Origin of the sequence: Natronocella acetinitrilica, assembly GCF_024170285.1 — a bacterium.
GTDB lineage: Bacteria > Pseudomonadota > Gammaproteobacteria > Nitrococcales > Aquisalimonadaceae > Natronocella > Natronocella acetinitrilica.
In genome coordinates, this window is record NZ_JALJXV010000004.1 from 292,804 (window position 1) to 319,333 (window position 26,530).

Annotated in this window: 26 protein-coding genes and 1 tRNA gene; 14 read left to right on the forward strand and 13 right to left on the reverse strand. The window is 61.4% G+C overall.

Going from position 1 to position 26,530, the window contains the following annotated elements; all coding sequences use genetic code 11:
• Positions 1–3: 3 nt before the first annotated feature.
• The 4 genes from J2T57_RS10150 to J2T57_RS10165 form a co-directional block, all read right to left on the reverse strand.
• Positions 4–261, reverse strand: a complete 258-nt coding sequence (locus J2T57_RS10150; protein WP_253477512.1) for a monovalent cation/H+ antiporter complex subunit F — start codon at positions 259–261, stop codon at positions 4–6.
• Positions 258–752, reverse strand: a complete 495-nt coding sequence (locus J2T57_RS10155; protein ID WP_253477514.1) for a Na+/H+ antiporter subunit E — start codon at positions 750–752, stop codon at positions 258–260. The genes J2T57_RS10150 and J2T57_RS10155 overlap by 4 nt, the downstream gene beginning before the upstream one ends.
• Positions 753–838: 86 nt before the next feature.
• The gene (locus J2T57_RS10160; protein ID WP_253477516.1) at positions 839–1,600 is read right to left on the reverse strand and encodes a 2-keto-4-pentenoate hydratase; all 762 of its coding nucleotides are present in this window, start codon (positions 1,598–1,600) and stop codon (positions 839–841) included.
• The gene (locus tag J2T57_RS10165; RefSeq protein ID WP_253477518.1) at positions 1,600–2,331 is read right to left on the reverse strand and encodes a GntR family transcriptional regulator; all 732 of its coding nucleotides are present in this window, start codon (positions 2,329–2,331) and stop codon (positions 1,600–1,602) included. The genes J2T57_RS10160 and J2T57_RS10165 overlap by 1 nt, the downstream gene beginning before the upstream one ends.
• 325 nt (positions 2,332–2,656) lie before the next feature.
• On the opposite strand from J2T57_RS10165, the gene J2T57_RS10170 reads away from it, so the two are divergent.
• The 3 genes from J2T57_RS10170 (at position 2,657) to J2T57_RS10180 (ending at position 5,581) form a co-directional block, all read left to right on the forward strand.
• The gene (locus tag J2T57_RS10170; RefSeq protein WP_253477520.1) at positions 2,657–3,631 is read left to right on the forward strand and encodes a TRAP transporter substrate-binding protein; all 975 of its coding nucleotides are present in this window, start codon (positions 2,657–2,659) and stop codon (positions 3,629–3,631) included.
• A gap of 82 nt (positions 3,632–3,713) precedes the next feature.
• Entirely contained in the window at positions 3,714–4,301 is a 588-nt protein-coding gene (locus J2T57_RS10175; RefSeq protein WP_253477835.1) for a TRAP transporter small permease, read from the forward strand.
• Positions 4,298–5,581, forward strand: coding sequence for a TRAP transporter large permease (locus J2T57_RS10180; protein ID WP_253477522.1), 1,284 nt, complete (start codon positions 4,298–4,300; stop codon positions 5,579–5,581). The genes J2T57_RS10175 and J2T57_RS10180 overlap by 4 nt, the downstream gene beginning before the upstream one ends.
• Positions 5,582–5,643: 62 nt before the next feature.
• Here the strand turns inward: J2T57_RS10180 and J2T57_RS10185 are convergent, their stop codons facing one another.
• Positions 5,644–6,813, reverse strand: coding sequence for a pyridoxal-phosphate-dependent aminotransferase family protein (locus tag J2T57_RS10185; protein WP_301289293.1), 1,170 nt, complete (start codon positions 6,811–6,813; stop codon positions 5,644–5,646).
• 190 nt (positions 6,814–7,003) lie between these two features.
• On the opposite strand from J2T57_RS10185, the gene J2T57_RS10190 reads away from it, so the two are divergent.
• From J2T57_RS10190 to J2T57_RS10210, 5 genes are all read left to right on the forward strand, one after another.
• Complete coding sequence (locus J2T57_RS10190; RefSeq protein WP_253477528.1) at positions 7,004–9,982, forward strand: FAD-binding and (Fe-S)-binding domain-containing protein; 2,979 nt, start codon at positions 7,004–7,006, stop codon at positions 9,980–9,982.
• A gap of 15 nt (positions 9,983–9,997) precedes the next feature.
• Positions 9,998–10,783, forward strand: coding sequence for an enoyl-CoA hydratase/isomerase family protein (locus J2T57_RS10195; protein WP_253477531.1), 786 nt, complete (start codon positions 9,998–10,000; stop codon positions 10,781–10,783).
• Between the two features lie 44 nt (positions 10,784–10,827).
• Complete coding sequence (locus tag J2T57_RS10200; RefSeq protein ID WP_253477534.1) at positions 10,828–12,015, forward strand: CaiB/BaiF CoA transferase family protein; 1,188 nt, start codon at positions 10,828–10,830, stop codon at positions 12,013–12,015.
• A 103-nt stretch (positions 12,016–12,118) separates the two neighbouring features.
• Positions 12,119–13,585: a 1-acyl-sn-glycerol-3-phosphate acyltransferase gene (locus tag J2T57_RS10205; RefSeq protein WP_253477537.1), complete on the forward strand. Its 1,467-nt coding sequence runs from the start codon at positions 12,119–12,121 to the stop codon at positions 13,583–13,585.
• A 29-nt stretch (positions 13,586–13,614) separates the two neighbouring features.
• Complete coding sequence (locus J2T57_RS10210) at positions 13,615–13,953, forward strand: diacylglycerol kinase (RefSeq protein ID WP_253477838.1); 339 nt, start codon at positions 13,615–13,617, stop codon at positions 13,951–13,953.
• A 78-nt stretch (positions 13,954–14,031) separates the two neighbouring features.
• Here J2T57_RS10210 and yghU read toward each other — a convergent pair whose 3' ends face one another.
• The 6 genes from yghU to J2T57_RS10240 form a co-directional block, all read right to left on the reverse strand.
• On the reverse strand, positions 14,032–14,910 hold the full coding sequence (yghU, locus tag J2T57_RS10215; protein WP_253477540.1) for a glutathione-dependent disulfide-bond oxidoreductase: 879 nt from the start codon (positions 14,908–14,910) through the stop codon (positions 14,032–14,034).
• A 249-nt stretch (positions 14,911–15,159) separates the two neighbouring features.
• The gene (locus J2T57_RS10220; protein ID WP_253477543.1) at positions 15,160–15,927 is read right to left on the reverse strand and encodes an amino acid ABC transporter ATP-binding protein; all 768 of its coding nucleotides are present in this window, start codon (positions 15,925–15,927) and stop codon (positions 15,160–15,162) included.
• Positions 15,914–16,579 carry an amino acid ABC transporter permease gene (locus J2T57_RS10225; protein WP_253477546.1) on the reverse strand — a complete coding sequence of 222 codons (666 nt, stop codon included), beginning with the start codon at positions 16,577–16,579 and terminating at the stop codon, positions 15,914–15,916. Before J2T57_RS10225 ends, J2T57_RS10220 begins: the two co-directional genes overlap by 14 nt.
• Before the next feature lie 2 nt (positions 16,580–16,581).
• Positions 16,582–17,232, reverse strand: a complete 651-nt coding sequence (locus J2T57_RS10230; RefSeq protein WP_253477549.1) for an amino acid ABC transporter permease — start codon at positions 17,230–17,232, stop codon at positions 16,582–16,584.
• 10 nt (positions 17,233–17,242) lie between these two features.
• Positions 17,243–17,992 (reverse strand): transporter substrate-binding domain-containing protein, encoded by a 750-nt coding sequence (locus tag J2T57_RS10235; RefSeq protein WP_253477551.1) that lies wholly within the window; start codon positions 17,990–17,992, stop codon positions 17,243–17,245.
• A gap of 187 nt (positions 17,993–18,179) precedes the next feature.
• Entirely contained in the window at positions 18,180–18,788 is a 609-nt protein-coding gene (locus J2T57_RS10240; protein ID WP_253477554.1) for a DUF1989 domain-containing protein, read from the reverse strand.
• A 323-nt stretch (positions 18,789–19,111) separates the two neighbouring features.
• Between J2T57_RS10240 and J2T57_RS10245 the strand changes: the two genes are divergently transcribed.
• From J2T57_RS10245 to J2T57_RS10255, 3 genes are all read left to right on the forward strand, one after another.
• On the forward strand, positions 19,112–20,518 hold the full coding sequence (locus J2T57_RS10245; protein ID WP_253477557.1) for an NAD(P)/FAD-dependent oxidoreductase: 1,407 nt from the start codon (positions 19,112–19,114) through the stop codon (positions 20,516–20,518).
• A 61-nt stretch (positions 20,519–20,579) separates the two neighbouring features.
• On the forward strand, positions 20,580–21,047 hold the full coding sequence (locus J2T57_RS10250; protein WP_253477560.1) for a CYTH domain-containing protein: 468 nt from the start codon (positions 20,580–20,582) through the stop codon (positions 21,045–21,047).
• Between the two features lie 137 nt (positions 21,048–21,184).
• Complete coding sequence (locus J2T57_RS10255) at positions 21,185–22,267, forward strand: NAD(P)-dependent alcohol dehydrogenase (RefSeq protein WP_253477562.1); 1,083 nt, start codon at positions 21,185–21,187, stop codon at positions 22,265–22,267.
• A 173-nt stretch (positions 22,268–22,440) separates the two neighbouring features.
• On the opposite strand, the gene J2T57_RS10260 is transcribed toward J2T57_RS10255, so the two are convergent.
• Together J2T57_RS10260 and J2T57_RS10265 are read right to left on the reverse strand one after the other, a co-directional pair.
• Positions 22,441–22,517, reverse strand: a tRNA-Pro gene (locus J2T57_RS10260).
• A 46-nt stretch (positions 22,518–22,563) separates the two neighbouring features.
• Positions 22,564–22,890, reverse strand: coding sequence for a hypothetical protein (locus J2T57_RS10265; protein ID WP_253477565.1), 327 nt, complete (start codon positions 22,888–22,890; stop codon positions 22,564–22,566).
• Positions 22,891–23,043: 153 nt separating this feature from the next.
• Here J2T57_RS10265 and J2T57_RS10270 point away from each other — a divergent pair, with 153 nt between their 5' ends.
• The 3 genes from J2T57_RS10270 to sufB all read left to right on the forward strand — a co-directional run bounded on the left by J2T57_RS10270 (position 23,044) and on the right by sufB (position 26,458).
• Entirely contained in the window at positions 23,044–24,363 is a 1,320-nt protein-coding gene (locus tag J2T57_RS10270; protein WP_253477568.1) for a nucleoside recognition domain-containing protein, read from the forward strand.
• Positions 24,364–24,509: 146 nt separating this feature from the next.
• On the forward strand, positions 24,510–24,974 hold the full coding sequence (locus J2T57_RS10275) for an SUF system Fe-S cluster assembly regulator (RefSeq protein ID WP_253477571.1): 465 nt from the start codon (positions 24,510–24,512) through the stop codon (positions 24,972–24,974).
• A gap of 14 nt (positions 24,975–24,988) precedes the next feature.
• On the forward strand, positions 24,989–26,458 hold the full coding sequence (gene sufB, locus J2T57_RS10280; protein WP_253477574.1) for a Fe-S cluster assembly protein SufB: 1,470 nt from the start codon (positions 24,989–24,991) through the stop codon (positions 26,456–26,458).
• Positions 26,459–26,530: the final 72 nt, after the last annotated feature.

Genomic DNA, 26,530 nt, shown 5'->3' on the forward strand with positions numbered 1-26,530 from the left:
CTGTTATTGCCCCCGAGTCGGTTGTCGGACAAAGGCGACGCCCACCAGGGCAGCAAACAGCACGAACAGCAGTGCGGCGATGATCAGCGCCGACATGTCCAAAAGCAGGGACAGCAGCAACAGGATGCCGACGGTGGACGTGCCGGTGAGCTGGATGGCGGTGACCCGGTCAGCCTCGGTGGGACCCAGATAAAGGCGTAGCAGGCTGAGGGCGAAGAGCAGCGTCAGTGTGATGGTGGCGCCGGTGAGAAAGACTGTCATGGGTGCCGGCCCGCCCCATGGTCGCCGAACACAGCTGCCACCGCCTGCTCGATATCGAAGATGCCGTCTTTCATGTCCGGACTCAGGATGTGAATCAACAGTGTGTCGTTCTCAAGGCGCGCACAGAGCGTGCCCGGCGTCAGACTAATGGTTATCATCATGAGCGATCGGGCAACAGGCTGTTGCAAGCGCAGCGGGTAACGCACCCAGCTTGGTTGCAGCGGCATCTCGGGTTGTACTGCGCGCCAGGCAACGTCAAGGCCGCCGGCCAGCGACCGGGTGGCAAAGAGCGTAGCGAAGCGGAGCAACGCCAAGGGCCGTAATCCTGGAAGTCGGCCTGGCGCAATCCAGGCGCACAGGCCAGCGGCCAGTGGCGCGAATATGAACCCGTAGAGCAGCCCCTCGCCGCCGCCGAGTAGCCACCAAAGCCCCACCAGGGCCACCGTCAGCGTGACCGCCCAGTGGAGGCGATCCCTATGCGTGGTCCGCATTGAAATCCCTAAATTGTGCCCGTTCGACTGAGCACCCTAGAAGGCGAGATGCGGATCGTCAATGCCGCCGGATGGCGCTGCTCCGGTTAAGGTTCAACCTGGAGGCTGACCGGCGGCAGGCCCTCGAAATGGGCGACGACTGCGGTGGGAGGGGTGGCGTCCCAGACGCCGGTGCAGGAACCCAGGGTTACGATATTACCGGCCTGCAGCCAGGGGCCACGGGATGCGCGTTCGTTTGCCAGCCATTGAAGCAGGCGAATCGGGTCGCCGGCAGGGTTGCCGCCATTGGCCTGTTTGATGATCGCCCCATCCGCGGAAAGGGTAACCGACATGGTTTCCAGGGCGAGGCCTCGCCAGTCCGTCTGGGGCGGGCCGAGCACGAACAGGCCGTTATTCTGCAGGTCCGCCAGTTTTGACAGCCCATCCGCGGCTGCCCAGTCCCGATAGCGGGTGTCCAGGACTTCGATGGCCGCATGCACGGTCCCGATAGCCGCCAGCACGTCGTTCCGTTGGTAGGGTTCCTGCCGCGGGGGCAAGTCCCTGGCGAGGCGCACGGCGATTTCCGCTTCGATGCCGCCCAGTGAGAAACGGTGCAGCTGCATGCGAGCATCCGCATCCTCTGTCACCCGGCTGGTGAGCAGGGGTGCACAGCGGGGTTGTGCAGCGGAATCGGCGGCGCCGACTTTCCAGCCGCTCAGGCCGCCGTCATGGTCAACGATGCATTGTTGTATGGCGTAGGCCTGGTCTTCGCTGGTCGGCTTGCAGCCGGGAGGTAGGCCGTCGAGGCGCTCGCCGGAGACTAACGCCCCGTGCAGGGCGAGACCCGCCTCGTCGATGGGGTCGGTCATCAGGATGCCTGCCTGGCATCTGCCTGGCGGTCGCCGCCCTCGATCCACGCCGCCTTGGCCACGTCCGCCTTGTTGCGCAAATGCTGACGCAGAATGCGGAACAGTTTGTCGCTGTCCCGGTCTTCCAGGGCTCCGATGATGGCGCTGTGTTCGTTGACGGCCTGCTTCCAGCGTTTCTCCGACAGGTTGGTCAGATAGCGCGCGTGGCGGACCCGCCCGCAGATGGATTGGTAGATGGAGCGCAGGGTTTCGCTCTGGGCGCCGTCCATGATCCGGTCATGAATCTGCTGATTGAGCACGAAATACTCCAGTCGCTCACGTTTTTCGTAAGCGTCGACCATGCGGTCGTGGAGCTCGCGCACCTCGGCGATATCCGCGTCACTCATGCGCACGGCAGCCAGCTCTCCGGACAAGCCTTCGAGGGCACCCAGCACTTCGAAGATCTCCTGCAGGTCATCCAGCGTGAGCTTGGTGACTCGGGCACCGCGATTGGGCAGCAATTCCACCATGCCCTCGGAGGCAAGCACTTTCAGTGCCTCCCGCAGGGGCGTGCGCGAGATACCCAATTGTTCGCAGAGTTGTCGCTCGGGTACGCGTTCTCCCTGGGACAACTCCCCTTCGATAATCATATTGCGGACCTGGTTGACCACCTCATCGTGGAGCGTCTGGCGCGCAATGCGCCGGCCAGAGGTCTGGTCCGTTCTGGGATTCTGCTGATCGGATGCCGCCATTGCCTCGCTCTCTGTCAGATCGAATGCATCACCGGAAGACCCCCAATGGAGCCTGCTTCACGGTTAGGTCACATGGCACCAACTTTACCGTGCAGACTTCCAGCTTGCACCCATAATGCATGATTGGGAGGGTTCCCCAGACACGCATCAGGCCTCGTCGGCAGTATTTCGTCGGCTTGACAGGTGCCGATGCCGGGGTTAGGTTCGATTCTAACGCATTTCGCATTAAGTATTCATTTTTGAGAAATGCGGTCCCGCCCAGAGTAGTAGAAAAGCTCCGCGCCTAGCCGGAGCAACGACAGAAGAAATGAGGAGGAGTCGCACTATGGTTCTGTTACGCGTGTTTTCGCTGGCCCTCGCCCTCGCTTTGCTTTCGGCTCCATTACAAGCGCGCGAGATTACCTTCGGTCATGTGGGCGGTCCCGACTCGCTCTTTGCCGATTCCGCCGAGCATTTTGCTGCATTGGCGAATGAACGCCTGCCTGAGCCCTATCGTGTTGAAGTCTACGGGTCGAGCCAGCTCGGCAATGACCAGGAACTCCTGCAGCGACTACGGCTCGGGACGGTGGATTTCGCCTTGCCGTCCACCATCATGTCATCGGTTGCCGACGAATTCGGGATTTTCGAGCTCCCCTATCTGGTCAAGAACCGGGAGCACATGGCGCGAATCGAAGAGGAGATCTTCTGGCCCACCCTCGCCCCCATAGCAGAGCAGAACGGCTACCGGATACTGGCAGTCTGGGAGAACGGGTTCCGCCACATCACGAACAACCGCCGTGCCATCGAGCGCCCGGAAGATCTGCGGGGTATCAAGCTGCGGACGCCGCGTGGGGCCTGGCGGGTACGGATGTTCGAAGAGTATGGTGCCGAGCCCTCGCCGATGGCGCTCTCTGAAGTCTTCATGGCCCTGCAGACCGGTGTCATGGATGGTCAGGAAAACCCGCTGGCCCAGATCGCGGGTCAGCGCTTCCAGGAAGTGCAGCGTTATCTTTCCCTGACCGGGCATGTGTACACGCCGGCTTATATCGCCGCAGGTCGTCGTTTCGAACGTTTGCCCGAGGAAATTCAGGAGATACTGATCCAGGCCGCGGTGGACACCCAGGAATTTGTCTACAGTCATGCGGCCGAGCTGGATCGGGACCTGATCGGTGTCATCGAGTCCGCCGGCACCCAGGTCAATGAAGTCGATACCAACGCATTCATTGATGCGTCCCAGCCCGTCTATGAGGCCTTTGCACGCGAGGTGAGCGGGTCACAGGAACTCATTGATCGCATCATGGCGTTGGGCGAAGACCTGTAATCCCAGGCTTTCCGTCCGTCCCAAGGAGTCCCGCGCCATTCCGGCGCGGGATTCCTCAAACCTCCCTATGGACGATGACGTGATGACAATCGTTAATCGACTATCGACGTGGCTGGAAAAAATCCTGGAAGTCTTCACCGCCGTCCTCATGGTGACGCTCACGCTGGTTGTGCTCTACGCGGTGGTCATGCGCTACACCGCACGCACGCCCTCCTGGTACGACGAAGTGGCGGCGATCATGCTGGTGTGGCTCACTTACTACGCAGGCGCCCTGGCCGCCCTGAAGCGCGGACACATCGGTGTCGACGGCGTACTGCGAGCGATGCCAGTCGCAATCAGAATGCCGGTCGCCTATCTGGCTGAGGCTTGCGTCATCGTTTTCTTTGTCATTCTCGGCTGGGCGGGACTGGTGGTCCTGGACATCATGCAGGGCATGAACCTCATCACCTTGCGCTGGGTGCCCATCACGTTCACACAATCCGTGATTCCCATCGGGGCCGCGCTGTTCATCATCGCGACATTCCTCAGCATGCCCGCCCACCTCAAGAAGATACGCTCCGGTATCTCGCAGGAGGAAGAGGAAATCGCACAGGCGATTGCCGAGGCCGAGCGGGACAATAAAGAGGCCGGTCTCACCGCCGACAGCATCGCGGGGAGGGATGGACGATGATCATCGCCCTGATGCTGCTTGGCCTGCTCGCCCTGATCCTGATCAATGTGCCAATTGCCGTCGCCCTCGCGAGCGTTGCGGTGGTGGCCATTGTCACTGTTCAAGGCTGGGACATGATGCCGAACATCGCTCTGACGATGTTCGAGGGAGCAAGCAGCTTCCCCCTGCTGGCCATCCCGATGTTCGTGTTGGCCGGGGCCATCATGAACACCGGCGGGATATCCCGCCGGCTGATCGCCTTTGCCTCCGCCCTGTTCGGCTTTATTCGCGGCGGCCTGGCAATGATCAACATCGGTGTCTCCATGTTCTTCGCGGAGATATCCGGTTCGGCGGTGGCCGACGTGGCGGCCACCGGCTCGGTGCTCATCCCGGCCATGAAAAAGCGGGGGTATCCGCGAGCCTTCGCTGCGGCGGTGACCTCGTCATCCGCCTCGCTGGCCATCATCATCCCGCCGTCCATCCCGATGATCCTCTACGGGGTCATGTCGGGGTCGTCCATCGTACAGCTGTTCGTGGCAGGCATCATTCCGGGCATTCTCGGTGGTGTCGGCTTGATGGGGCTCAGCTATTACTACGCCCGAAAGTACGACTGGCCGGTGGAGGAGGTGTTTCAGCTGCGCCAGGTGTGGAAGACCTTCAAGGAGGCTTTCTGGGCTCTCACCCTGCCTATCATCATCCTGGGTTCGATCTTCGGGGGCTTCGTGACGGCCACCGAAGGTGCCGGACTTGCAGTCGCGGCAGCAGTCCTTATCAGCACTGTCCTTTATCGTGAACTTGACCTTCGGGCACTCTATCGCGCCATGATCGACGGCGGTCAACAGACTGCCGTCGTCATGCTACTGGTGGCTGCGTCCGCGCTGGTGGGCATGTTCCTCACGGAAATGCGGCTGCCGCAGCAGCTGGCGCAGGCAATCCTGGATCTCACGGATAACAAGTACTTCATCCTGATGATCCTGAATGTGTTCTTCCTGCTGATCGGCCTATTCCTGCATTCGGCTGCAGCCATCATTCTGGTGGTGCCCATCGTGATGCCGTTGGTCAATGCCGCTGGTATCGACCCGGTGCATTTCGGCCTGGTGGTCTGTCTCAACCTGGCCATTGGTCAGCAGACACCGCCTGTGGCGAGCGTATTGATCACGGCCTGCTCCATTGCCAAGGCTGACGTGTGGTCAGTGACACGCTCGAATCTCGGGTTCATTGCCGTGTTGCTGGGGGTGCTCCTGCTGATCACCTATGTGCCGGCAGTGCCAATGAGCCTGGTGGAATACTTCTATCGGTGAGTTTGTTTCGTAGCTGAAGGTGATTGACTGCCGGCCAGTAATGGCCGGCAGTTTTTTTCCGGTCAGCCGGCGGTTTCTTCGAGGTACCGCATGGCCGCGTCGACGCCACCCTTGTTATGGGGTATGCCGGCAATGCCGAGGCCCATCTCCACACCCGCCAGCGTGCCCATCAGCGACAGGTCGTTGAAGGAGCCCAGGTGACCGATGCGGAACACCTTGCCGGCCAGTTTGGTCAGGCCCGCGCCCAGGGACATATCGAATCGGTCGAGGATGATGGCCCGCAGTTCGTCGGCGTCATGGCCCTCGGGCATGATTGCGGCGGTGAGCACAGGAGAGTATTCCTCTGGCACCTCGCAGAGGATCTCCAGGCCCCAGGCGCGCACGGCACGCCGGGTTGCCTCACCGTGGCGGGCATGGCGCTTGAATACATTATCCATGCCTTCTTCCTGCAGCATATCCAGTGCTTCCCGCAGGCCATACAACAGGTTGGTAGCCGGTGTGTAGTGGGTGAAGCCCTTGGCGTTGGCGGCGAGCATTTCATGCCAGTCCCAATAGGAACGCCGCATGCCGCCCTGTTCGGCAATCTTGAGCGCCTTGTTCGAGATGGCATTGAAGCCCAGGCCGGGCGGCAACATCAGCCCTTTTTGCGAACCGCTCACCGTGACGTCCACGCCCCACTCGTCGTGCTCGTAGGGAACCGAGGCGAGGGAAGAAATAGTGTCCACCAGGAGCAGTGCCGGGTGTCCAGCCGCGTCAATGGCCTTGCGCACCAGCGGAATGCGGCTGGTGACGCCGGTGGAGGTTTCGTTATGCACAACCATGACCGCCTTGATGGCATGGTCGGTGTCTTCCCTGAGTTTCTGTTCCACCAGGGCGGGATCTACGCCGCGGCGCCAGTCGCCGGGGACGAAGTCCACTTCGATGCCCAGACGCTTGGCCATGGTCTGCCACAGGGTGGCGAAGTGCCCGGTCTCGAACATCAGCACCCGGTCGCCGGGCTCCAGGCAGTTGACGATGGCCGCTTCCCAGGCCCCCGTGCCGGAAGAGGGGTAGACAATGACATGCTCGGCACCGAATACGGGTTTCAGTTTGGCGAACACATCCAGCGCCAGTTTGCGAAACTCCGGTCCGCGGTGATCGATGGTGGGCATATCCATTGCTCGCAGGACACGATCCGGCACATTTGTCGGCCCTGGGATTTGCAGAAAATGACGACCGCTGGGATAAGCCATTTGGGGGCTCCTGAGGCGTTTGTATTGGTATGGGTAGACAAAACTGAATTATGAATTCAGTATCAGTATCATAATCGACGTAGGCTGTCACGCCGCAGCCGCGTTCAGAAGACGCATCAGTGCATCAGCGAAACACAGCAGTTATTCGAGTATTTGCCATGTATCAGCAACGCAGTACCGGAGGTGTCTCATGAGCGCCAAGCCCGTGGTGGCAAGGCCCAGTGCAAGACGGCAGGTGAGTCCGGGCGATAGCCATCTGGCCCGGCAACTCCGGGAGAACGTCAGGGGCGAGGTCCTGTTCGACCGCTTTACCCGTGGCCGCTATGCCACGGACGCCTCCATCTACCAGATCGAACCGCTGGGGGTTGTGGTGCCGCGGGACGAAGAGGACGTGGCCGCCGCCATTGCCATTGCCCGTGATTCAGGCGTGCCGGTGCTACCCAGAGGCGGTGGGACATCGCAATGCGGGCAGACGGTGAATGCGGCCCTGGTCCTGGATTGCAGCAAATTCCTCAACAAGCTGGTGTCTGTCGATCCCGAGAGACAGATCGCCACGGTGCAGCCGGGCATCGTGCTGGACCAACTCAACGGTTTGCTGAAGCAACATGGCCTGTTCTATCCGGTGGATGTCTCCACGGCAGCCCAGGCCACCATCGGCGGAATGGCTGGCAATAACAGCTGCGGCTCACGAAGCCTGCGCTACGGCAACATGGTCCACAACGTGCGTGCCATAGACGCTGTGCTGCCCGACGGCTCAGCGTTGCATTTCGGAGCCTTGCCGAAGCCAGACGAACTGGTGGAGGGGTCGCCACGCTACCGGGAGATCGTTCAGGCGCTGCATGCGCTCCATGCCCGCGAGGCCGACGAACTGGATGCCCGCTTTCCCAAGATCCGTCGTCGTGTCGGGGGCTACAATCTCGATCGCCTCACACCCGCGGGCGGTAACCTGGCCAAGCTCCTGGTGGGTTCCGAAGGCACGCTGGCCTTCTTCCAGAGGCTGGAGCTGGACCTTACCCGTCTGCCGACTCACAAGACTCTCGGTATCTGCCACTTCCCAACCTTCCGCAAGGCGATGGAGGCGGCCAAGCCCATCGTGGAGCAGCTGAGCCCCTCCGCCGTCGAGCTTGTGGACCGGACGCTGATCGATCTGGGTATGGAGATCGACATCTTCCGCCCCATCATGACCCGTTACATCAAGGGCCAACCGGAAGCCGTGCTGTTCGTGGAGTTCTCGGGTGAGGATCACGCCGAGGAGCTCGCCAACCTGCGCAAGCTGGTGGAGTTGATGGCGGATCTCGGCTATCCCGAAGGCGTGGTGGAGGTGGTGGATCCCAAGGAGCAGACCGCCGTCTGGAATGTCCGCAAGGCCGGGCTCAACATCATGATGTCCATGAAAGGCGACGGGAAGCCGGTTTCGTTTATCGAGGACTGCGCCGTTGCACTGGAGCACCTGCCGGATTACACCGAACGTTTGACCGAGGTTTTTCACAAGCACGGTACCGAAGGCACCTGGTATGCGCACGCCTCCGAGGGCTGCCTGCATGTGCGGCCGATCATCAATCTGAAGGAAGAATCTGGTGCGGTAAAGATGCGGGCCATCGCCGAGGAGGCCTTCGCCATGGTGCGGGAGTACAAGGGCTCGCACTCCGGTGAACACGGCGACGGTATTGTCCGCTCGGAGTTCCACAAGGATATGTTCGGCGAACGGCTGGTCAAGGCCTTTGGCGATGTGAAGCAGTTGTTCGACCCCACCGGCATCATGAACCCGGGCAAGATCGTCGACCCGCCGAAGATGGACGACCGCTCCCTGATGCGGTTCACACCCCAGTACAAGACCATTCCCCTGAAGACGGCACTGGACTGGTCGGCTCACGGCAGCTTTGCCGCGGCGGTTGAGATGTGCAACAACAACGGCACTTGCCGCAAGTTCGATGCCGCCGTCATGTGCCCGTCTTATCGCGCCACCATGAACGAGCAGGATCTTACCCGGGGTCGGGCCAACAGCCTGCGGCTGGCGCTAAGCGGCCAGTTGGGCGAGGACGCCCTCACCTCCAAAGACATGTACGACACCCTGTCACGCTGTGTGGCTTGCAAGGGCTGTCGACGGGAATGCCCCACCGGCGTGGATATGGCCAAGATGAAGGTGGAATTCCTGCATCACTACCATGCACGCCATGGGCGCAGCCTGGGTGACCGACTGGTGGCGGGCCTGCCCCGTTACGCGGCCTGGGCGTCGCGCTTGCGCTGGCTGGCCAATGCCCGGGATGTGTTACCGGGCCTGGCATGGCTGGGCGAACGGGTGACGGGATTCTCGGCGCAGCGCCCATTGCCGCGCTGGTCCGCCAAGCCATTCAAGGCTAGCGGGACGCTCTGCAAGGGCGAAACCGGCCGCGTGGTGCTGTTTGCCGATACCTTCAATCGCTGGTTCGAACCAGGGCATTTGCGCGACACCGTGGACGTGCTCTGCGCCGCGGGTTACGAAGTGATCGTACCGCAATCGAAGGGAGGCGAAGACCGCCCGCTCTGCTGCGGTCGCACCTACCTGTCCGTGGGGCAGGTTGATGAAGCAAAATCCGAAGCCCGCCGAACCCTGAACGCCTTGCTGCCTTTCGTGCGTGAGGGTGTGCCGGTAGTGGGGCTGGAGCCGTCCTGCCTGTTGACCTTGCGCGACGAATTCCTGTCCATGCTCCCCGGAGAGGAGGCACAAAGCCTTGCCGAGCACGCGTTCCTGCTGGAGGAGTTCCTGGCCCGTGAGTTGGATGCCGGCCGTCTGGAACTGCCTCTGGAGTCGCAGGCCGGGCGCAAGGCGCTTCTCCACGGCCACTGCCATCAGAAGGCCTTCGATGTCATGGGCCCGGTGCAGCGGGTGCTGGGCCTGATTCCCGACCTGCAGGTGGACACCATCAAGGGGACCTGCTGCGGGATGGCTGGCGCCTTCGGCTACCAGAGGGAGCACTACGAGACATCCATGAAGATCGGCGAACTGGATGTGCTGCCGGCGGTGCGAGAGGCCGACGCAGATACGTGGATCGTGGCGGACGGTACGAGCTGCCGGCACCAGGTAGCGGATGGTGCCGGGCGCAAGGACGCCATGCATGTGGCTTCGGTCCTGGCGGCGGCATTGCCTGCCGAGGTGCGGGCAGCGGTGCGCACCCGCGTCAGTCACTAGCCCCGAGGAGGCTCCATGGGCGAGGAAGAATTACTGTTCGAACGGGAGGGCAATCGGGCCTGGATCACCTTCAATCGGCCAAAGGTGCGCAATGCCGTAACCTTTGGCATGTACACCCGTCTGGAGGAGCTCTGTGACCGACTTGCCGAGGATGACGAACTGCGCGTGGTGATACTGCGCGGCGCCGGCGGCGAGGCTTTCGTTGCTGGCACTGACATTACCCAGTTTCACGATTTCCGAACGGAACAGGACCCACTGGACTACGAGCAGCGCATCGATCGCCTGCTGGGCAAACTGGAGCGGCTACCGGTACCGACCATTGCCATGATTGAGGGCTATTGTGTCGGTGGCGGGGCCGCCATTGCCCTGGCCTGTGACTTCCGCTACACCACACCCGAGCTGCAGTTCGGCATCCCCATCGCGCGGACCCTTGGCAACTGCCTGTCACTGGACAACATCTCCCGCATGGTGGACCTGCTAGGCCCGGCCCGCACCAAGGAAGCCCTGATGCTTGCCAAGTTGCTGGATGCCGAGACGGCACAGCAGGTTGGTCTGGTGAACGATGTGTTCGACGCGGGCGTTATCCGGCAAGAGGTGGAAGCCGTGGCGGACCGACTGGCCGGGCTTGCACCGCTGACACTCAGGGCCATCAAGGAAGCCGTGCGGCGCACGCAGCTTGAGCGCCGCGCCGAGGCGGAGCAGGGTCGCGACCTGATCCTGTCCTGCTACATGAGTGAGGATTTCCGTGAAGGGGTGACGGCGTTCACCGAGAAACGCCGCCCCCAGTGGCGGGGCCGCTGAAGCGTCCCGCCTCGCAATCATTAGAAAACCCTGGAGGAGTCGCCATGTTACCCCTGGACGGATTGCGCGTACTGGATATCTCCCAGATCATGGCCGGACCCTATTGCACCATGGTGCTTGGGGACATGGGGGCCGAGGTCATCAAGGTTGAAAAGGCCAAGGGCGGCGATGATTCCCGCCAGATGGGGCCCTATGTCGAGGGCGAATCCATGTGCTTCGTCCAGATCAACCGCAACAAGAAGAGCATCGCCCTCAACCTCAAGGACCCTGACGGCCGGGAGATCTTCTACCAGCTCGCCCGCGAGGCGGACGTCATCGTCGAGAATTACCGTCCGGGCGTCACCCAGTCGCTGAAAGTGGATTTCGAGACCATCCGCGGCATGAACCCGGGCATCATCTACTGCTCCATCTCCGGTTTCGGCCAGACCGGACCGTACCGGGAGAAGGGCGGTTTCGATCTGGTGGCGCAGGGCATGACCGGGCTAATGAGCATGACCGGTGAAGCCGGCAAGCGACCGATGAAGACGGGTATTGCAGTCTACGACATCGGTGCCGGTATCACCGCCGTCTACTCCATTCTGGCCGCCTACATCCACCGTCAGAAGACCGGCGAGGGCCAGCATATCGACATTGCCGTCGCCGAATGCGGCCTACCCTGGTTCACCTGGGAGGCAGCGGGTTACTTCGGCAACGGCACGCAACCGGAGGCCACAGGCTGGCGGCACCGGGTGTCCGCTCCGTACCAGAGCCTGCGGACCGCCGACGGCTATCTGATGCTCGGCTGTGCCAACCAGCGGACCTGGGAGCGATTCTGTCAGGACGTGGTGAATCGGCCCGAGTGGATGGAGGATCGGCGCTTCGTCACCAATCAGGATCGCCGTCAGAACGTCGAGGCCCTGGAGGCGTTGATCGAAGAAATACTGGCGGCGGACACCACGGAGAACTGGCTGGCACGTTGTGACGCCGCCGGTGTGCCGGCGGGGCCGGTGAACACCTTCGAGCAGGCCCTGCAGGATAAGCACTACCAGGCCCGTGGGATGGTGCAGTCTTTCCAGCACCCGACGTTGGGTAAGGTGGACACGCTGGGCTTTGCCAGCAAGTTCTCCAGCACGCCGCAGGAGATCAGGCAGTCGGCGCCGCTGTTCGCCCAGCACACCGACGAGGTACTGGAAGAGCTGGGCCTGGACGCGTCCCGGATCGCGGCGCTGCGCGCCGGCGGTGCCGTGGTTTAAGCGTCGGCGTTGACAAGCCGGGCGAGCCTCGGGATGCTTCCGGCTGACCATGTCGAGCAACCCGAACTCCAATCCAGGCGACTCATCCGGCCGACTGCCAGCCATGCGGTTCTATTGGGCCGTCATGTGGCTGGTGCGTGGGCTCGCCCAGATCTACTTCCTGGGCATCCATAGCAGCGGCTTGCGGCATGTGCCCGCCAGTGGTCCGGTGATACTGGCCGCCAATCATCCCAGCTCGCTGCTCGACTCCGTGCTGCTGAGTGCGGAGGTCGACCGGCCGGTGCGCTACCTGGCCCGCAGCGGCCTGTTCCGCTTCCCGCTGGTGGCCTCCCTGTTCCGCTGGATGGGGGCGATCCCGGTCTATCGCGCGGCGGAAACCGGCGATGCCGCAACCCGCAATGAAGCCGTGTTCAGCCGTGTACGGGCCGAGCTGGTCCGGGGTGGTTGCATCGGTATCTTCCCTGAAGGACGCAACTCCCCCCGCCATGGCGTCGCTGAGCTGCGCAAGGGTGCGGCCCGACTGGCACTGGACGCCGAAGCGGCGGCGGACTTTCAGCTTGGCCTGCGCATCGTGCCTGTGGGTATCAATTTCGAAAACCGGGATTTCTTCATGTCGTCGGTGCTGCTGCGCTTTGGTCCGCCGATCTCCGTGGCCGACTACGCCGACTTGCACCGACACAACGCCAATGTCGCGGTCCGGCAGCTCACCAGCGACCTGCGGGACCGTCTTCTGCAACAGGCCAGTCAACTGGAAAACCAGCAGCTGCAAGAACTGGTCGACGACGTGGCGGCGGCGCTGCGCACCGAGGTCACGGACCAATTGCATGTGGAACCAGAAACGGACGACAGCCGCCCCGCACGGGGGCCCAGGCGCTGGCTGGCGTGGCTGCTGCGCTGGTACACCCGCAACTCGGCCTCGGCAGGGCGGGCGCTTGAGCAACGCATCCACAGCCGCCAGTACGTGACGGCTATCCTGCAGCGGGCGGAGCAGCAGGCCCCGGGCCAGGTGGAGCGCCTGCGAAACCGGGTGAACCGCTACAAGGACCACCTCGCCCAGGGACAGTTGCGTCTAAGCCTGAGCCATCACTTCGAAGAGTCCACCCGGCAACGCCTTATCCGCCTGCGCATGACCGCCTACGCGATTGCCATGGCACCGGTGGCGGCGTTCGGGTTGGTGCACAACATCGTGCCCTACCTGCTGACCGCCGGCCTGGCGCGGTTGTATCGGGATGACGCGCTGCGCACCTTCGCCTACTTCGCCATCGGTGTTCTTGTGTTCCTGCTCTGGTATGCCGGGCTCGGCTGGTGGCTGTGGCGCAATACCGCCCTTGGCCCCAGTGCCGTGGTGGGTTATCTCGCGCTGCTGCCGCCCACGGGCCTGGTCGCGTTGAGCTACCGTCGCAGCATCCTCTACTATCGTGAACGCATTCTGGTGCGCACGGTGTTTCTTACTGACCAGGCGTTGGTGGACCTGCTCGTCGTCGAGCGGCGCAGGCTGGCCGAGCAATTTTCCGCCATGGCGCGCCGGTTCGGGCCGGCTACAAGCGGTAACGGGGAGGGTCGCCCTTGAAGCCTGGCAAAAAAGGCCTGACCCGCATCATGGATGCCCTGGGCTACTCCTTGCGCGGCCTGCGCTTCGCCTACCGCTATGAGGCGGCCTTCCGCCAGGAATTCTGGCTGGTCGTGGTGCTTGCACCCCTGGCGTTACTGATTGGTTCCAACGCGCTGGAGCGGGCAGTGTTGCTTGGCACCCTGTTCATCGTGCTCATTACCGAATTGCTCAACACCGCCATCGAAGCAACTGTGGATCGTGTTGGCGATGAATTCCATGCCCTGGCGGGTCGGGCCAAGGATGTGGCCTCGGCGGCGGTGCTGTTGAGCCTTATCCTGACGGGTGTGGTCTGGGGCCTGATTCTGTGGGAACGCCTGACAGGCTGAGCCGCGACCGGGGCGCCCTGTCGCGGCGATCAGCCGTCAGTGTTCGAAATGCATGTAGCCAGCCAACGCTCAGGGTGTTTACGCCTGATTGTCTGCGACGTCCTGCGCTGGCTTGTCGAAGTCGCTGGCGTCATGGCGTTCCGGTAGCTGCTCCTCGGGCTCACCCCAGATTTTGTTCACCATGCGACCGCGCTTGACGGCCGGGCGTTGATCGATCTCCCGTGCCCAGCGCAACACATGCTCATAGCTCTCGACCTGCAGGAATTCCCCGGCGTCGTACAGCCGCCCCAGGGCCAGTGCGCCATACCAGGGCCAGATGGCCATGTCGGCAATGGTGTAGTCGTCGCCGGTGATGTAGCGCTTGTCCTTTAGTTCACGGTTCAGTACGTCAAGCTGGCGCTTGGCCTCCATCGCGAAGCGGTTGATGGGGTACTCGTAGGGCTCGGGAGCGTAGGCGTAGAAGTGGCCGAAGCCGCCACCCAGCAGCGGCGCCATACCCATCTGCCAGAACAGCCAGTTCATGCATTCGGCCCGGTCGGCGCCATCGGCGGGCAGGAATGCGCCGAACTTCTCGGCAAGGTAGAACAGGATCGACCCCGACTCGAAGACCCGCGTCGGCGGCGTGGTGCTCTGGTCCACCATGGCCGGGATCTTGGAGTTCGGGTTGATTGCCACGAAACCGCTGCCGAATTGCTCGCCCTCGGTGATGCGGATGAGGTGGGCGTTGTATTCCGCTCCCCGGTGCCCCGCCGCCAGCAGTTCCTCGAGCATGATGGTGACTTTCACGCCGTTGGGTGTGGCCAGCGAGTAGAGCTGCAACGAGTGCTTGCCCACCGGCAATTCCTTGTCATGGGTGGGGCCGGCGACGGGGCGGTTGATGCTGGCGAATTTGCCGCCGCTCTCCTTGTCCCAGGTCCAGACTTTCGGTGGGGTATAGCTGCCGTTGCTGTCGGCCATGTGTGTGCTCCGCTGTTTGCTGAACTGGATTGATCGCGACTGCGGAAGGCAACCGCCGCAGCCATTCGATGCCTCGAAAGTGGGAGGACGTTTGACCCTCGGGGTGCGATGATCATTCTGAAATAGATGATCAGTGGCCGACGGGCCAGCAAGACAGGGGCGAGTTGCCCCATGATCGACTGCTCGACTGGGCCCAGAGGATGTCAGACATGCCCCAGCCAGGCAAATTTCCGGAGGCGAGAAGACCTATCACATATAGCGGCTCAGGAAGCGTTGCGCCCGTTCAGTCGCAGGGTTGTTGAAGAACCGCTCGGACGTGGTCTGCTCGACCGCAATGCCATGGTCCAGAAAGAGAATGTTCTGACAGACATCCCTGGCGAATTGCATCTCGTGGGTGACGATCAGCATTGTCATGCCCTCTTCTGCCAGATCACGCATGACGGCGAGAACTTCGCCTACCAGTTCCGGGTCGAGTGCGCTTGTGGGCTCGTCGAACAGCAGGACCTCCGGCGTCATGGCAAGAGCCCGCGCGATGGCTACCCGCTGTTTCTGGCCGCCGGAGAGCGTGTAGGGATAGACGTCACGCTTTTCTGATAGTCCTACTTTCACCAGCAGGTTCTCGGCAGTCTCTTTTGCCTCGGCCTTGCTCTTTCGCAACACTTGTACAGGGGCTTCCATGAGATTCTGCAACACGGTGAGGTGGGGCCAGAGATTGAAGTTCTGGAACACCATTCCCGTACGTGCTCGCATCATGGCAAGCTCGTGGTCGCGCATTCTTTTTCCATCCGCATGGCGTCCGACGTGCTTCCCCGCAATGAGAACTTCCCCTCTGTCGGGTTCCTCTAGCCAGTTCAGGCATCGCAGGAATGTCGACTTACCCGAACCCGATGGCCCGAGAATGCTGACGGTTCCGCCGCGACGCACGGATAACGACACGTCTCGCAGCACCTCTTCGCCACCGAAGGACTTGCAGATGGAGCGCGCCTCGAGAACGAGGGATGCATTAGTTGCGGCCAAGACCTCTCTCCTCTGCCATTCGGTTAAGGATGCTCATAACCCCCTCGATACATAGACTGATAGCCCAGTAGAGTGCGATAGCCACCAGGAACGCTTCAAAGGGAATGAAGTATGTCGATTGCACCGAACTTGCGGCATAGGTGAGTTCGGTAACGGTAATGATCATCAGGAATGCGGTGTCTTTCAGCAGAATAATCAACTGATTGCACATGACTGGCCCGGACCCCAGAACCAGTTGCGGCAGGATGATGCGAGTAAAAAGACGCCGCCCTTGAAATCCGTGTGCCTGAGCCGAGTCCATTTGTCCCCGTGGCAGATTTGCCCAGGCGCCACGCAGGATCTCGGCGAAGTAGGCGGCATGGTAGACAATCAGTGCGGTCAGGCCAGCCGTCCAGGCATCAAGCCGTATCCCGACTCCCGGCAGGCCGTAGTACAGCAGATAGGCAAGAATCAGGAACGGCAGCATACGCATACCGTCGACGTACCAGACGATCGCAGACCGGAGTGGCCGTTTTCGCGACTGTATTCCGATGGCCAGCACTCCGCCCAGGGCGAATGCCGCGATGGACGAGACGCCGAACAGTATCAGCGTATTCTGGAAACCGCTCAGGAACCGCGGCCACTCCAGCAGGATAATGTCCCAATTAGACATATTCAGCTTTTCTCCGAAAAGCGGCTGGCGCGGTTTTCCGCCATACGCTGGAGTCGAACCAGTACGCCGATAAAGAGCATGTAAAGAATGCCCGCGGCGATAATGGGAGGGAGCGGCTGGTAGGTAACCGCGGAAATACGATTGGTGACTCGGGTCAGATCGACAATACCGATGACCGCAATTGCGGGGCTCGCCTTCACCAGGAAAGTCATTTCATTGACCAGGGCCGGCAATGCTCGGTATGTCATCTGTGGCAACATGATCCGGAAAAATATCGGGACACGCTGCATTCCAAGGGCCTTTGCGGCCTCAATCTGCGAGCGGGGAAATGCCTGGTATGCGGATCGCCAGATCTCGGTATTGAAGGCGGTGGTGTTCAGTAGCAGCGTGAAGACTGCTGCAGCATAGCGATTAATGTCGAGGCCCAGTGCGGGCAGCCCGATGAATATGAACAGAATCATCGTGACGAGGGGGGTGGCACGTCCGAGGCTCACGTAGACGGTGATCACCTGGGAAACCACCGGAACTCGGGTGGCTCGCAACAAACCGAGCCCGAGTCCCAGTGGAATCCCGCCAATGATGGCCAGAAAGGAGATCCAGATCGTCGTCCAGGCACCCCACAACAATGCCTCAATGGCAGTTGGCGTCAGCACTGGGTCAGGCCTAGTCCACCGTCGTCAGGCGTTCGAATTCCTCAACGGAGCGAATCGAGTCCGTAGGTAGATCTGGGAACGCCTGGCCGAACCACTTTTCCTGCAATTCGGCGAGACGGCCCGTATCCGCCAAGTGGGTAATGAAGTCGTTTAGGTATTCGAGCAGACCTTCGTTGCCACGGGGAACCGGGTAGGCATGAAAGCCAGGTCCCGACACCGGCTCGCCCAACTCGAAGGTATCTCCACGTGTCTCGACCAGCATCTGGGCACCCACCACGGAGTTGATCGCGTAGTCGAGTCGGCCATTGGCAAGATCTTCGTAGATTTCCGGGTAGGAGGTGTATTCGACGACGCGCCCGATGCTGCCGCCAGTCTCCTCGAGCATTTCCTCCAGTTCGGGGAGACGCGAAAGCATGACACTGCCTGCCTGTACGCCAACGGTCAGTCCGTCTAGGTCCGCGACGCCACTGATGCGATCGTCATCCTTTCGAATGATGTAGTAATGCTGGGCACTGGCCGTCGGTCTAGTGAAGTCAAAAACGCGAAGACGCTCCACCGAGACGATGGCACCGGTGATGGCTGTGTCATAGCTGCCGGCATTCACCGCTGACAAAAGACCAGTCCATGGCAAGATATCCTGGCGGATCTCAAAGTCGGCGTATTCACGGAGCTCCGCTACGATGTCGTTGCTAAAGCCGGAGGGGCGATCGCCATCCATGATCTCGAAGGGAGCGTAGTCATCTTCAGTGGCGATGTTCATATAACCGCGTTCCTTGATCTCCTCGAGCGAAGCCGAGTGAACCAGAGGGGGTGCGGTGAAGAGGGCGGCGAGGAGGGTACCCCGAACGAATGTTCTTAGTGCTGTCCGAGCGCTTTGCATATCAGTGTTCTCCTTTTATTCATGTGTCCGTGGAACGGGAGTGGCAGGGTGGCAGCCGGGATCGGAGTCATTGCTGCCGTTCGAGTCGGAGTTCCAGGGGTTTGGGGCGCCGATCCGCGCCGTTCGTCGAAACGATGTCCATTGGGCAGGCCGAAACCACCACCGCCAATGAGTCCTCGGCTCTCAAAGTGATGGTGTCTCCAGCTCTTCCGAGAGGTGGCTCGATCAACAACTCGCCGTCCGAACGTATCGCTACGTGCTCGAAGATATTGATAGGGGAAGGGATTTCCGGAGCTGTGAGCCCCAGTTCCGCCAGGGCTTCAACCAGATTGTCCACACAGTTGCGGTGAGCGGCAGGATGTCCAAGCAGGGTGTACCTTGCTTGATCGCAAGCGGACAACAAGAGGTCATGAACACCGGGCGACGTATCCTCGACGATTGTCAGAAGAGGCCTACGCTGATTGGAGTAGAAGGCTTGACCGGCGCGAGGAGTCAGTCGATCAAGGCACGATCTCGTGTGCTCTGTGGAGACGTACTCGTCGAGATTGCTAGAGCAAAAGGCCCAAGTGTCCGCGACTTGGGGGCCCTCAACCATGACTATGGTGATGTGATCTCCCGATCTTAGCTCAACCGCCTTTCCGTGTCCGGCAGGTATCTCGATTTTCTTCTCAATCACACTTTTACTCCTGTGCGTTCCATCTTCGGAATGGGTTCTTGTTTTCCGGCTGCTCCAGTTTCCTTATGCAAATGACGTGCCATCTCCGGAATTCACTGCCACTGTTAAGAGAGTCGAAGGTTGTCCCGGTTTTCCGCAGTTGCGAGCGCTTCCTATTGGTGCGTCTGTAATGGGTTATCGCTCCCAGGTAGTGCAGATGCTCCTGATTCAGGTTCGCCAGATTCAGAGCCTCGAAGTGGTCACGGTGCAGACTGGACCTACCGAACAGTGGCGTCGCCCGCGTAGACTCCGTAATTCCGATTTCGAACCGAACGAGGCTAGAAATGACTGAACCCGCCGTCGAACGACATCAGGGCAGGCCTACCACGGCTACTGCCGATTACGACCCGACCTATGACCCACTGACCACACCCCATCCCGGCCATGGGCGCGAGTACGCGCCGACCTACTGGGTTGCGACTGCTGGCGAGCCCCCCGCCGACGATGGCCCCGTGCAGTCAGACCTGGATGTTGACGTCGCGATTATCGGATCAGGCTTCACCGGTCTCTCGGCGGCCCTGTTCCTGGCGCGGGAGCATGGCATCAAGGCGACGGTGCTGGAGGCCAACCGCACGGCCTGGGGTTGCACAAGCCGCAACGGAGGTCAGGCCCTTAACGCTTCAGGCAGGCTGAGCCGGTCGCAGTGGATCAAGCGTTACGGCAAGGAGGTGGCAATCCAGCTCCATGCCGAGATCGCCGCCGGTTTCGACACCTTCCGGGAGTTGATCAAGGATGTGGACTGCGACGCCCAGCACGGCGGGCATCTCTATATCGCCCACCGGGATCGCGCCATGCGGGGACTCGGGGCGGAGGCCCGGGTTCTGGAGAACGTATTCGGCTACAAGGTGGAGCTTCTGGATCGTAAAGCTCTCGCGGAACGTTACGTGGACGAAGCCGAGGCCGTGGGTGCCATGCACGAACCCGACGGTATCGGCGTTCACCCCCTGAAGCTGGCCTACGGTTACTTGCGTCAGGCCCGGGAACTCGGTGCGACAGTGCATCCGGCCAGCCCGGTCACCGGCTGGCACACCCGGAACGGTGTGCACCATCTGCACACCCCGCGTGGCATCGTTCGCGCCCGCGCGGTGGGCGTGGCCACCGGCGGCTACACCGCGCAGCAACTGCATCCCGCCCTGCGCAACCGCTTCTATCCGGTGATGTCCAATTCCCTGGTCACCCGGCCCCTGACGGCCGAGGAAAAGCAGGCTTGCAACTTCATCACCAACGAGATCATCACGGATACCCGGACCCTGCGGTTCTACTATCGCAAGCTGCCGGACGATCGCGTGCAGATCGGCAGCCGTAGCGCCATTGCCGGCGCCGACGCGACCCATCCACGACATCGCCAGTTGCTGGTAGACGGCTTGCGGCGCAAGTTCCCGGCCCTCGCCGGAATCGACGTGGACTACTACTGGTGGGGCTGGGTCGATCTCAGTCACGACATGATGCCGCGGGTATTCCGGCCTGATCCGAACGACAGCATCTATTACGCACTGGGCTATGGTGGCAACGGCGTGATGTACTCTGCCCAGGCTGGCAAGCGCCTGGCCCAGTGGATTGCCGGCAAGCCGGAGAAGACGGACCTGCCCATCTTCTGTTCCGAACTTCCGAGCCATCCGTTGGCGCCGTTCCGCCGGCTCGGCCAGAGTCTGCTCTACCGCTGGTATCAACTACGGGACGAGAAGTTCTGAAGGTTTACGCCATGAGCGATCGCGGGCCGACCTGAGCCCGATGCACCTTGGGAGCCCCGAAATGGGCATCGAAGTCGAACGCAAATTCCTCGTCGTCACCGAGCAGTGGCGTGCCGGCGCAGAACGGACATTGTTCCGCCAGGGATACCTGAGCACCGACCGCGAGCGCACGGTGCGGGTGCGGTTGGCGGGTGATGCCGCCTGGCTCACCATCAAGGGGGTGACCGAGGGCGTGTCGCGGCGGGAGTTCGAGTACGCCGTTCCGCCTGCGGATGCCGAGATCCTGCTCGACGAGCTGTGTTTGCGGCCATTGATCGAGAAGTATCGCTACCGCGTACAGCACGCCGGACTCACCTGGGAGGTCGACGAGTTTCTCGGCGACAATGCAGGTCTGATCATCGCCGAAGTGGAACTCGACCACCCGGACCAGGCGATAGAGCTGCCGTCGTGGGTCGGGAAGGAAGTGTCCGACGATGCGCGTTACTTCAATGCCAACCTGATCGCCCATCCTTACTGTCGCTGGCGCTGAAGTTTTGGCCCAGGACGCGCGAGAGTTCCGGAACGAAGCATGCCAGCGGCTCTCTGACAGCGCATCCCGACGCAGCTGTGCCATGCTCACCTTGGGTGAACTCATCCGCACTCCGCTTCAGCACAGAGGCAACTGCTATGGCACAGATGATGAAAGCCGCCGTGTTTGTCGAACCGGGCCGCATCGAGATTGATGAGCGGCAGGTTCCGAATATTGGCCCCAACGATGCATTGATTCGAATAACCACCACAACCATCTGCGGCACCGACGTTCATATCCTCAAGGGTGAGTATCCGGTGGAGAAGGGCCTGATCGTGGGTCATGAGCCGGTCGGCGTGATCGAGAAACTTGGCTCCAGCGTCACTGGCTACCGCGAGGGACAGCGCGTGATTGCTGGCGCCATCTGCCCAAGTTTCACTTCATACGCGTGTCAGGATGGCTGCTCCGCCCAGGATGGAGGGCATGGGGGCCATGGCTACAAGCCCATGGGTGGATGGCGGTTCGGGAATACCATCGATGGGGCGCAGGCGGAGTATCTGGTCGTCCCGGATGCGCAGGCCAATCTGGCCCCGGTGCCGGATGGCTTGAGTGACGAACAGGTCCTGATGTGTCCGGATATCATGTCGACCGGATTCGCCGGGGCAGAAGCTGCTGGCATCCGCATCGGCGACTCGGTCGCGGTTTTCGCGCAAGGTCCCATAGGGCTCTGTGCCACGGCCGGTGCCCGCTTGCGCGGAGCAGGGATGATCATTGCGGTGGATGGGGTGGATGAGCGGCTGACCATGGCAAAACAGCTGGGCGCCGACGTCACTCTGGATTTCCGTAAGGTGGATGTGGTGGATGAGATCCTCAAGCTCACCGGCGGTCGCGGCGTCGATGCCTCCATCGAGGCGCTAGGGCTGCAGAGCACGTTCGAGGCTGCGTTACGGGTAATCAAACCCGGCGGCACGTTGTCCAGCCTCGGTGTCTATTCCGAGGATCTGCATATTCCGCTTGGCGCCTTTGCGGCTGGGTTGGGCGACCACAAGATCATCACGTCGCTCTGCCCGGGAGGCAAGGAGCGCATGCGGCGCCTGATGCAGATGACCGATTCCGGGCGAGTGGATCTGGGCCCGATGGTGACTCATCACTACGCGCTGGACGACATCGCCGAAGCCTATGATCTCTTCTCGCATCAGCGCGATGGCGTCCTCAAGGTGGCCATCAGGCCGGGGGGATGAATGCATGGCATTCTGATCATGTTCGCTGTGGGTGCTGCACGAAGATGCACACCGTTCGATACCGGCATGTACACGAAGGTGGGACCGTTACAGGCCAAGGCATAGACCGTAAGGGATCTTTCGGAAGTCATCAAAAAAGGGTTGGCGATTGTTCGCCAACCCCTTGATTATATTGGTCGGGGTGAGAGGATTTGAACCTCCGACCACCTGCACCCCATGCAGGTGCGCTACCAGGCTGCGCTACACCCCGAGTGGCGACGAATGTTACACAAATCCGCAGTCGGCGCAAAGCGGTATCACGGCTCCAAGCGCAGCTCCGCGCCGTCGCCATCGCGATAGCAGACGAGGTCCAGCGATTCGCCCGCGGACCGTGCCGCAGGACGCATGTGCGTAACGATGCGCTCCCCGTCGCCATTATCTCTTTCCGTGACCGACGAGTCGCCCTGCTCGAACAGCAGATCCGTGCGCCCCAGCGGCCCCAGGGTGTGGCGTGGGTTGTCTCTGTGCAACTGCAGGCAGCTTGCATGGGGTTCGGGGAGAGGATCGGGCTGTGCGCGCAGGATCATCACGATGGTTGTCGTGACGATGATGGCGAAGGCGATAAAGCCAGTCAGGCGGGTCATGGATTCGTTACTCCGGCGATTCGACGTCGGCGCCCGAGCATGCCGCGTCCGATGCAAGTCGTCCAGCCAAGGTGCTTGGCGCAGGGCACTTGCCTCGGCATCATGGCGGCACCGTGTAGGCGCGGTGAACTCATCTGCCATGGACCGCAATTAATGAATGTTGTTTTCCTCGTCATCGTGCTCACCGCGTTCCTCACCGCAGCCTGGCGGGAGTTGCGGCACGATCCGGCGGATGGCGACTCGCCCATGCAGGCGCTCACCACGGCCATGGTGGATTCCGCGGGTGGGGCGGTGGAACTGGCCATCGGGCTAGTCGGCGTGATGACGCTCTTTCTCGGTCTGATGAAGATCGCCGAGCAGGGCGGTCTACTTGTCATACTGGCCAAGTTGATTCGTCCGGTGATGGTACGTCTGTTCCCGGAAGTGCCGGCGAACCATCCCGCCATGGGCGCGATGATTCTCAACTTCTCCGCGAATGCCTTGGGCCTGGGGAACGCAGCGACGCCCTTTGGCATTCGAGCCATGCAGGAACTGGACAAGCTGAACCCTCACAAGGGCACTGCCACCAATTCCATGGCGCTGTTTCTCGCCATCAACACTTCCAGCATCACCCTGTTGCCCACTGGTGTCATCGCGCTTCGGGCCGCGGCGGGTTCCAGCGAGCCGGCGGCCATCCTGCCCACCACGCTGTTTGCCACCGTCTGTGCCACCACCGTGGCCATCATGGCTGCGCTGCTCTATGCCCGCTGGTTCCCGGTGCGTCCGCTTCCCATCGCGGAGCAGCCGCAGGCGCAGGATACCGGGGCCGCGCAGACTGACGCCGAAAAGGCCGAGAGCACCGAACAGGACGCCCTGCCAACGGAATCCGGCGAGGCCTATCCGGGCTGGGTATCGGCGCTTGCGTTACTGGGGGTGCTCGGCCTCATACCGCTGTCCATACTCTATGGCCGAATCATCGCGCCCTGGATCATCCCCGGCCTGATGGTGGGCTTTTTGCTGTTCGGTGTGTCGCGCGGGGTGCGCATCTATGAGGTCTTCGTGGATGGCGCCAAGGAGGGCTTCCAGGTGGCCTTGCGCATCATCCCGTACCTGGTCGCCATTCTGGTTGCCGTGGGGATGTTTCGTGCCAGCGGCGCCATGGAGGCCATGGTCGGTTACATCGGCGGCTTTACCGCCTCGCTGGGGATGCCCGCCGAGGCACTGCCCATGGCGCTGCTGCGTCCCCTTTCGGGGTCCGGTGCTTATGGGGTCATGGCCTCCATCATCAACGACCCGGCCATCGGGCCGGACAGCTATACCGGCATGCTGGTCAGTACGCTGCAGGGCTCCACGGAGACCACTTTCTACGTGCTTGCGGTATACTTCGGCGCGATTCAGGTACGGCGCATCCGTCACACCCTCGCGGCGGGGCTCACCGCGGATCTCGCGGGTATCATCGGGGCGGTGATTATCTGCCTGCTTCTGTTCGGTTAGTTAACGATGCGTGGATATTTCAGCGTTTCCTTAATGATTAGCCGATAATTCTGCGTCTCGTCGATCAGGCCCCGCGCTTGCACTGCAGACCAAGTCCGGCAATAATACAGGACGAATTTGGTACTGATTAAGCGACGGCAAGCGTCATGTTACGGATTAATCGCGAAACGGATTACGCCACCGCCATCCTCAGCTTGATGGCGAGACAGCCGCAGGAGCGCTACAGCGCGGCGTGGTTGTCGTCGAAGCGCTCGCTGCCGGCCCCGGTTGTCAGCAAGATTCTCAAGCAACTGGTGCGGGCGGAGGTGCTGGTTTCCCATCGAGGAGCCAAGGGCGGTTACAGTCTGGCCCGTCCGGCGGAAGATATTTCCATCGCCGCCGTGATCAACGCCATCGAAGGACCGATTGCCCTCACCGATTGCATCGAGGGGGGCAATGCGGCGTGCCAGTACAGTGCTCATTGCGCCGTGAGCCACAACTGGTCACGCATCAACGATGTTTTCCAGACCGCTCTGGAGGCGGTCTCCCTGAAAGACATGAGCGCCCCCTTACCTGCGGAGCATCCGAGTCTTCGTGCCCTGGGTGAGCGGGTCAAAACGGCTGTTAGCTAGCGGAGCAGGTGACAATGTCTGCAAGCGAAAAGACTATTGAAGAACTCACGCGCAAGCGTGGTTACGAATACGGCTTCATCACCGATATCGAGCAGGAATCCCTGCCGCCCGGGCTGAATGAAGATACGGTCCGCTTCATTTCGGCGAAGAAGGAAGAGCCGGAGTGGCTGCTTGAATGGCGGCTGGAGGCCTATCGGAACTGGCTGAAGATGCCGTTGCCGGAGTGGGCCCACGTCAAGTATCCGCCCGTCGACTTCCAGGCGATCAGCTACTTCGCCGCGCCGAAGGACCAGCCCAAGAGCCTGGACGAGGTTGACCCCAAACTGCTCGAGACCTACGAGAAGCTGGGCATCCCCATGCACGAGCGGGAAATGCTGGCTGGTGTTGAAGGTGCCGGTGAGCGGCCACAGGTGGCGGTTGACGCCGTGTTTGACAGTGTCTCGGTTGGCACCACCTTCAAGAAAAAGCTTGCAGAGGCGGGAGTGATCTTCTGCTCCATGTCCGAGGCCGTGCACGAGCATCCGGAGCTGGTGCGCAAGTATCTCGGTACTGTCGTGCCTCGCGGCGACAACTTCTTCGCCGCACTCAACTCGGCAGTCTTCTCCGATGGTTCATTCGTGTTCATACCCAAGGGTGTTAAATGCCCGATGGAGCTTTCCACCTATTTCCGCATGAATGCGGGGCACACCGGGCAGTTCGAACGGACACTGATCATCGCCGAAGAGGGTGCCCAGGTGTCCTACCTGGAAGGCTGCACCGCGCCCATGCGCGACGAGAATCAGCTCCATGCTGCGGTGGTCGAGCTGGTGGCGCTGGACGACGCCGACATCAAGTACTCCACGGTGCAGAACTGGTACCCGGGTGACGAGAACGGCAAGGGCGGCATTTACAACTTCGTGACCAAGCGCGGGCTCTGTGCCGGCAAGCGCTCGAAGATCGCCTGGACCCAGGTCGAGACAGGTTCGGCCATCACCTGGAAGTACCCCAGCTGCGTGCTCAAGGGCGATGATTCCGTTGGCGAGTTCTACTCGGTGGCGGTGACCCGTGGTTGGCAGCAGGCGGATACCGGCACCAAGATGATCCACCTGGGCAAGAACACCCGCAGCACGATCATCTCCAAGGGTATTTCCGCAGGCCACGGGCAGCAGAGCTACAGAGGCCTGGTGCGCGTTGCGCCCACGGCAACCAATGCACGCAACTATTCCCAGTGCGACTCCATGCTGATCGGCGATCAGTGCGGCGCGCACACTTTCCCGTATATCGACGCGCAGCATCCCGGCGCCCAGATCGAGCATGAGGCAACCACCTCGCGCATCAGTGAAGACCAGCTGTTCTACTGCAAACAGCGCGGTATCGGGGAAGAAGAAGCGGTTTCGCTCATCGTCAACGGTTTCTGCAAGGATGTGTTCAAGACCCTGCCCATGGAGTTTGCGGTAGAGGCACAGAAGCTTCTTGAAGTGACGCTGGAAGACAGCGTCGGCTAGAGCGTCCTTTACGTCGTTTGGCGGTGGCGCAGAGCGCTGCCGCCTGCTTGATATCGATTGGAGCATGACATG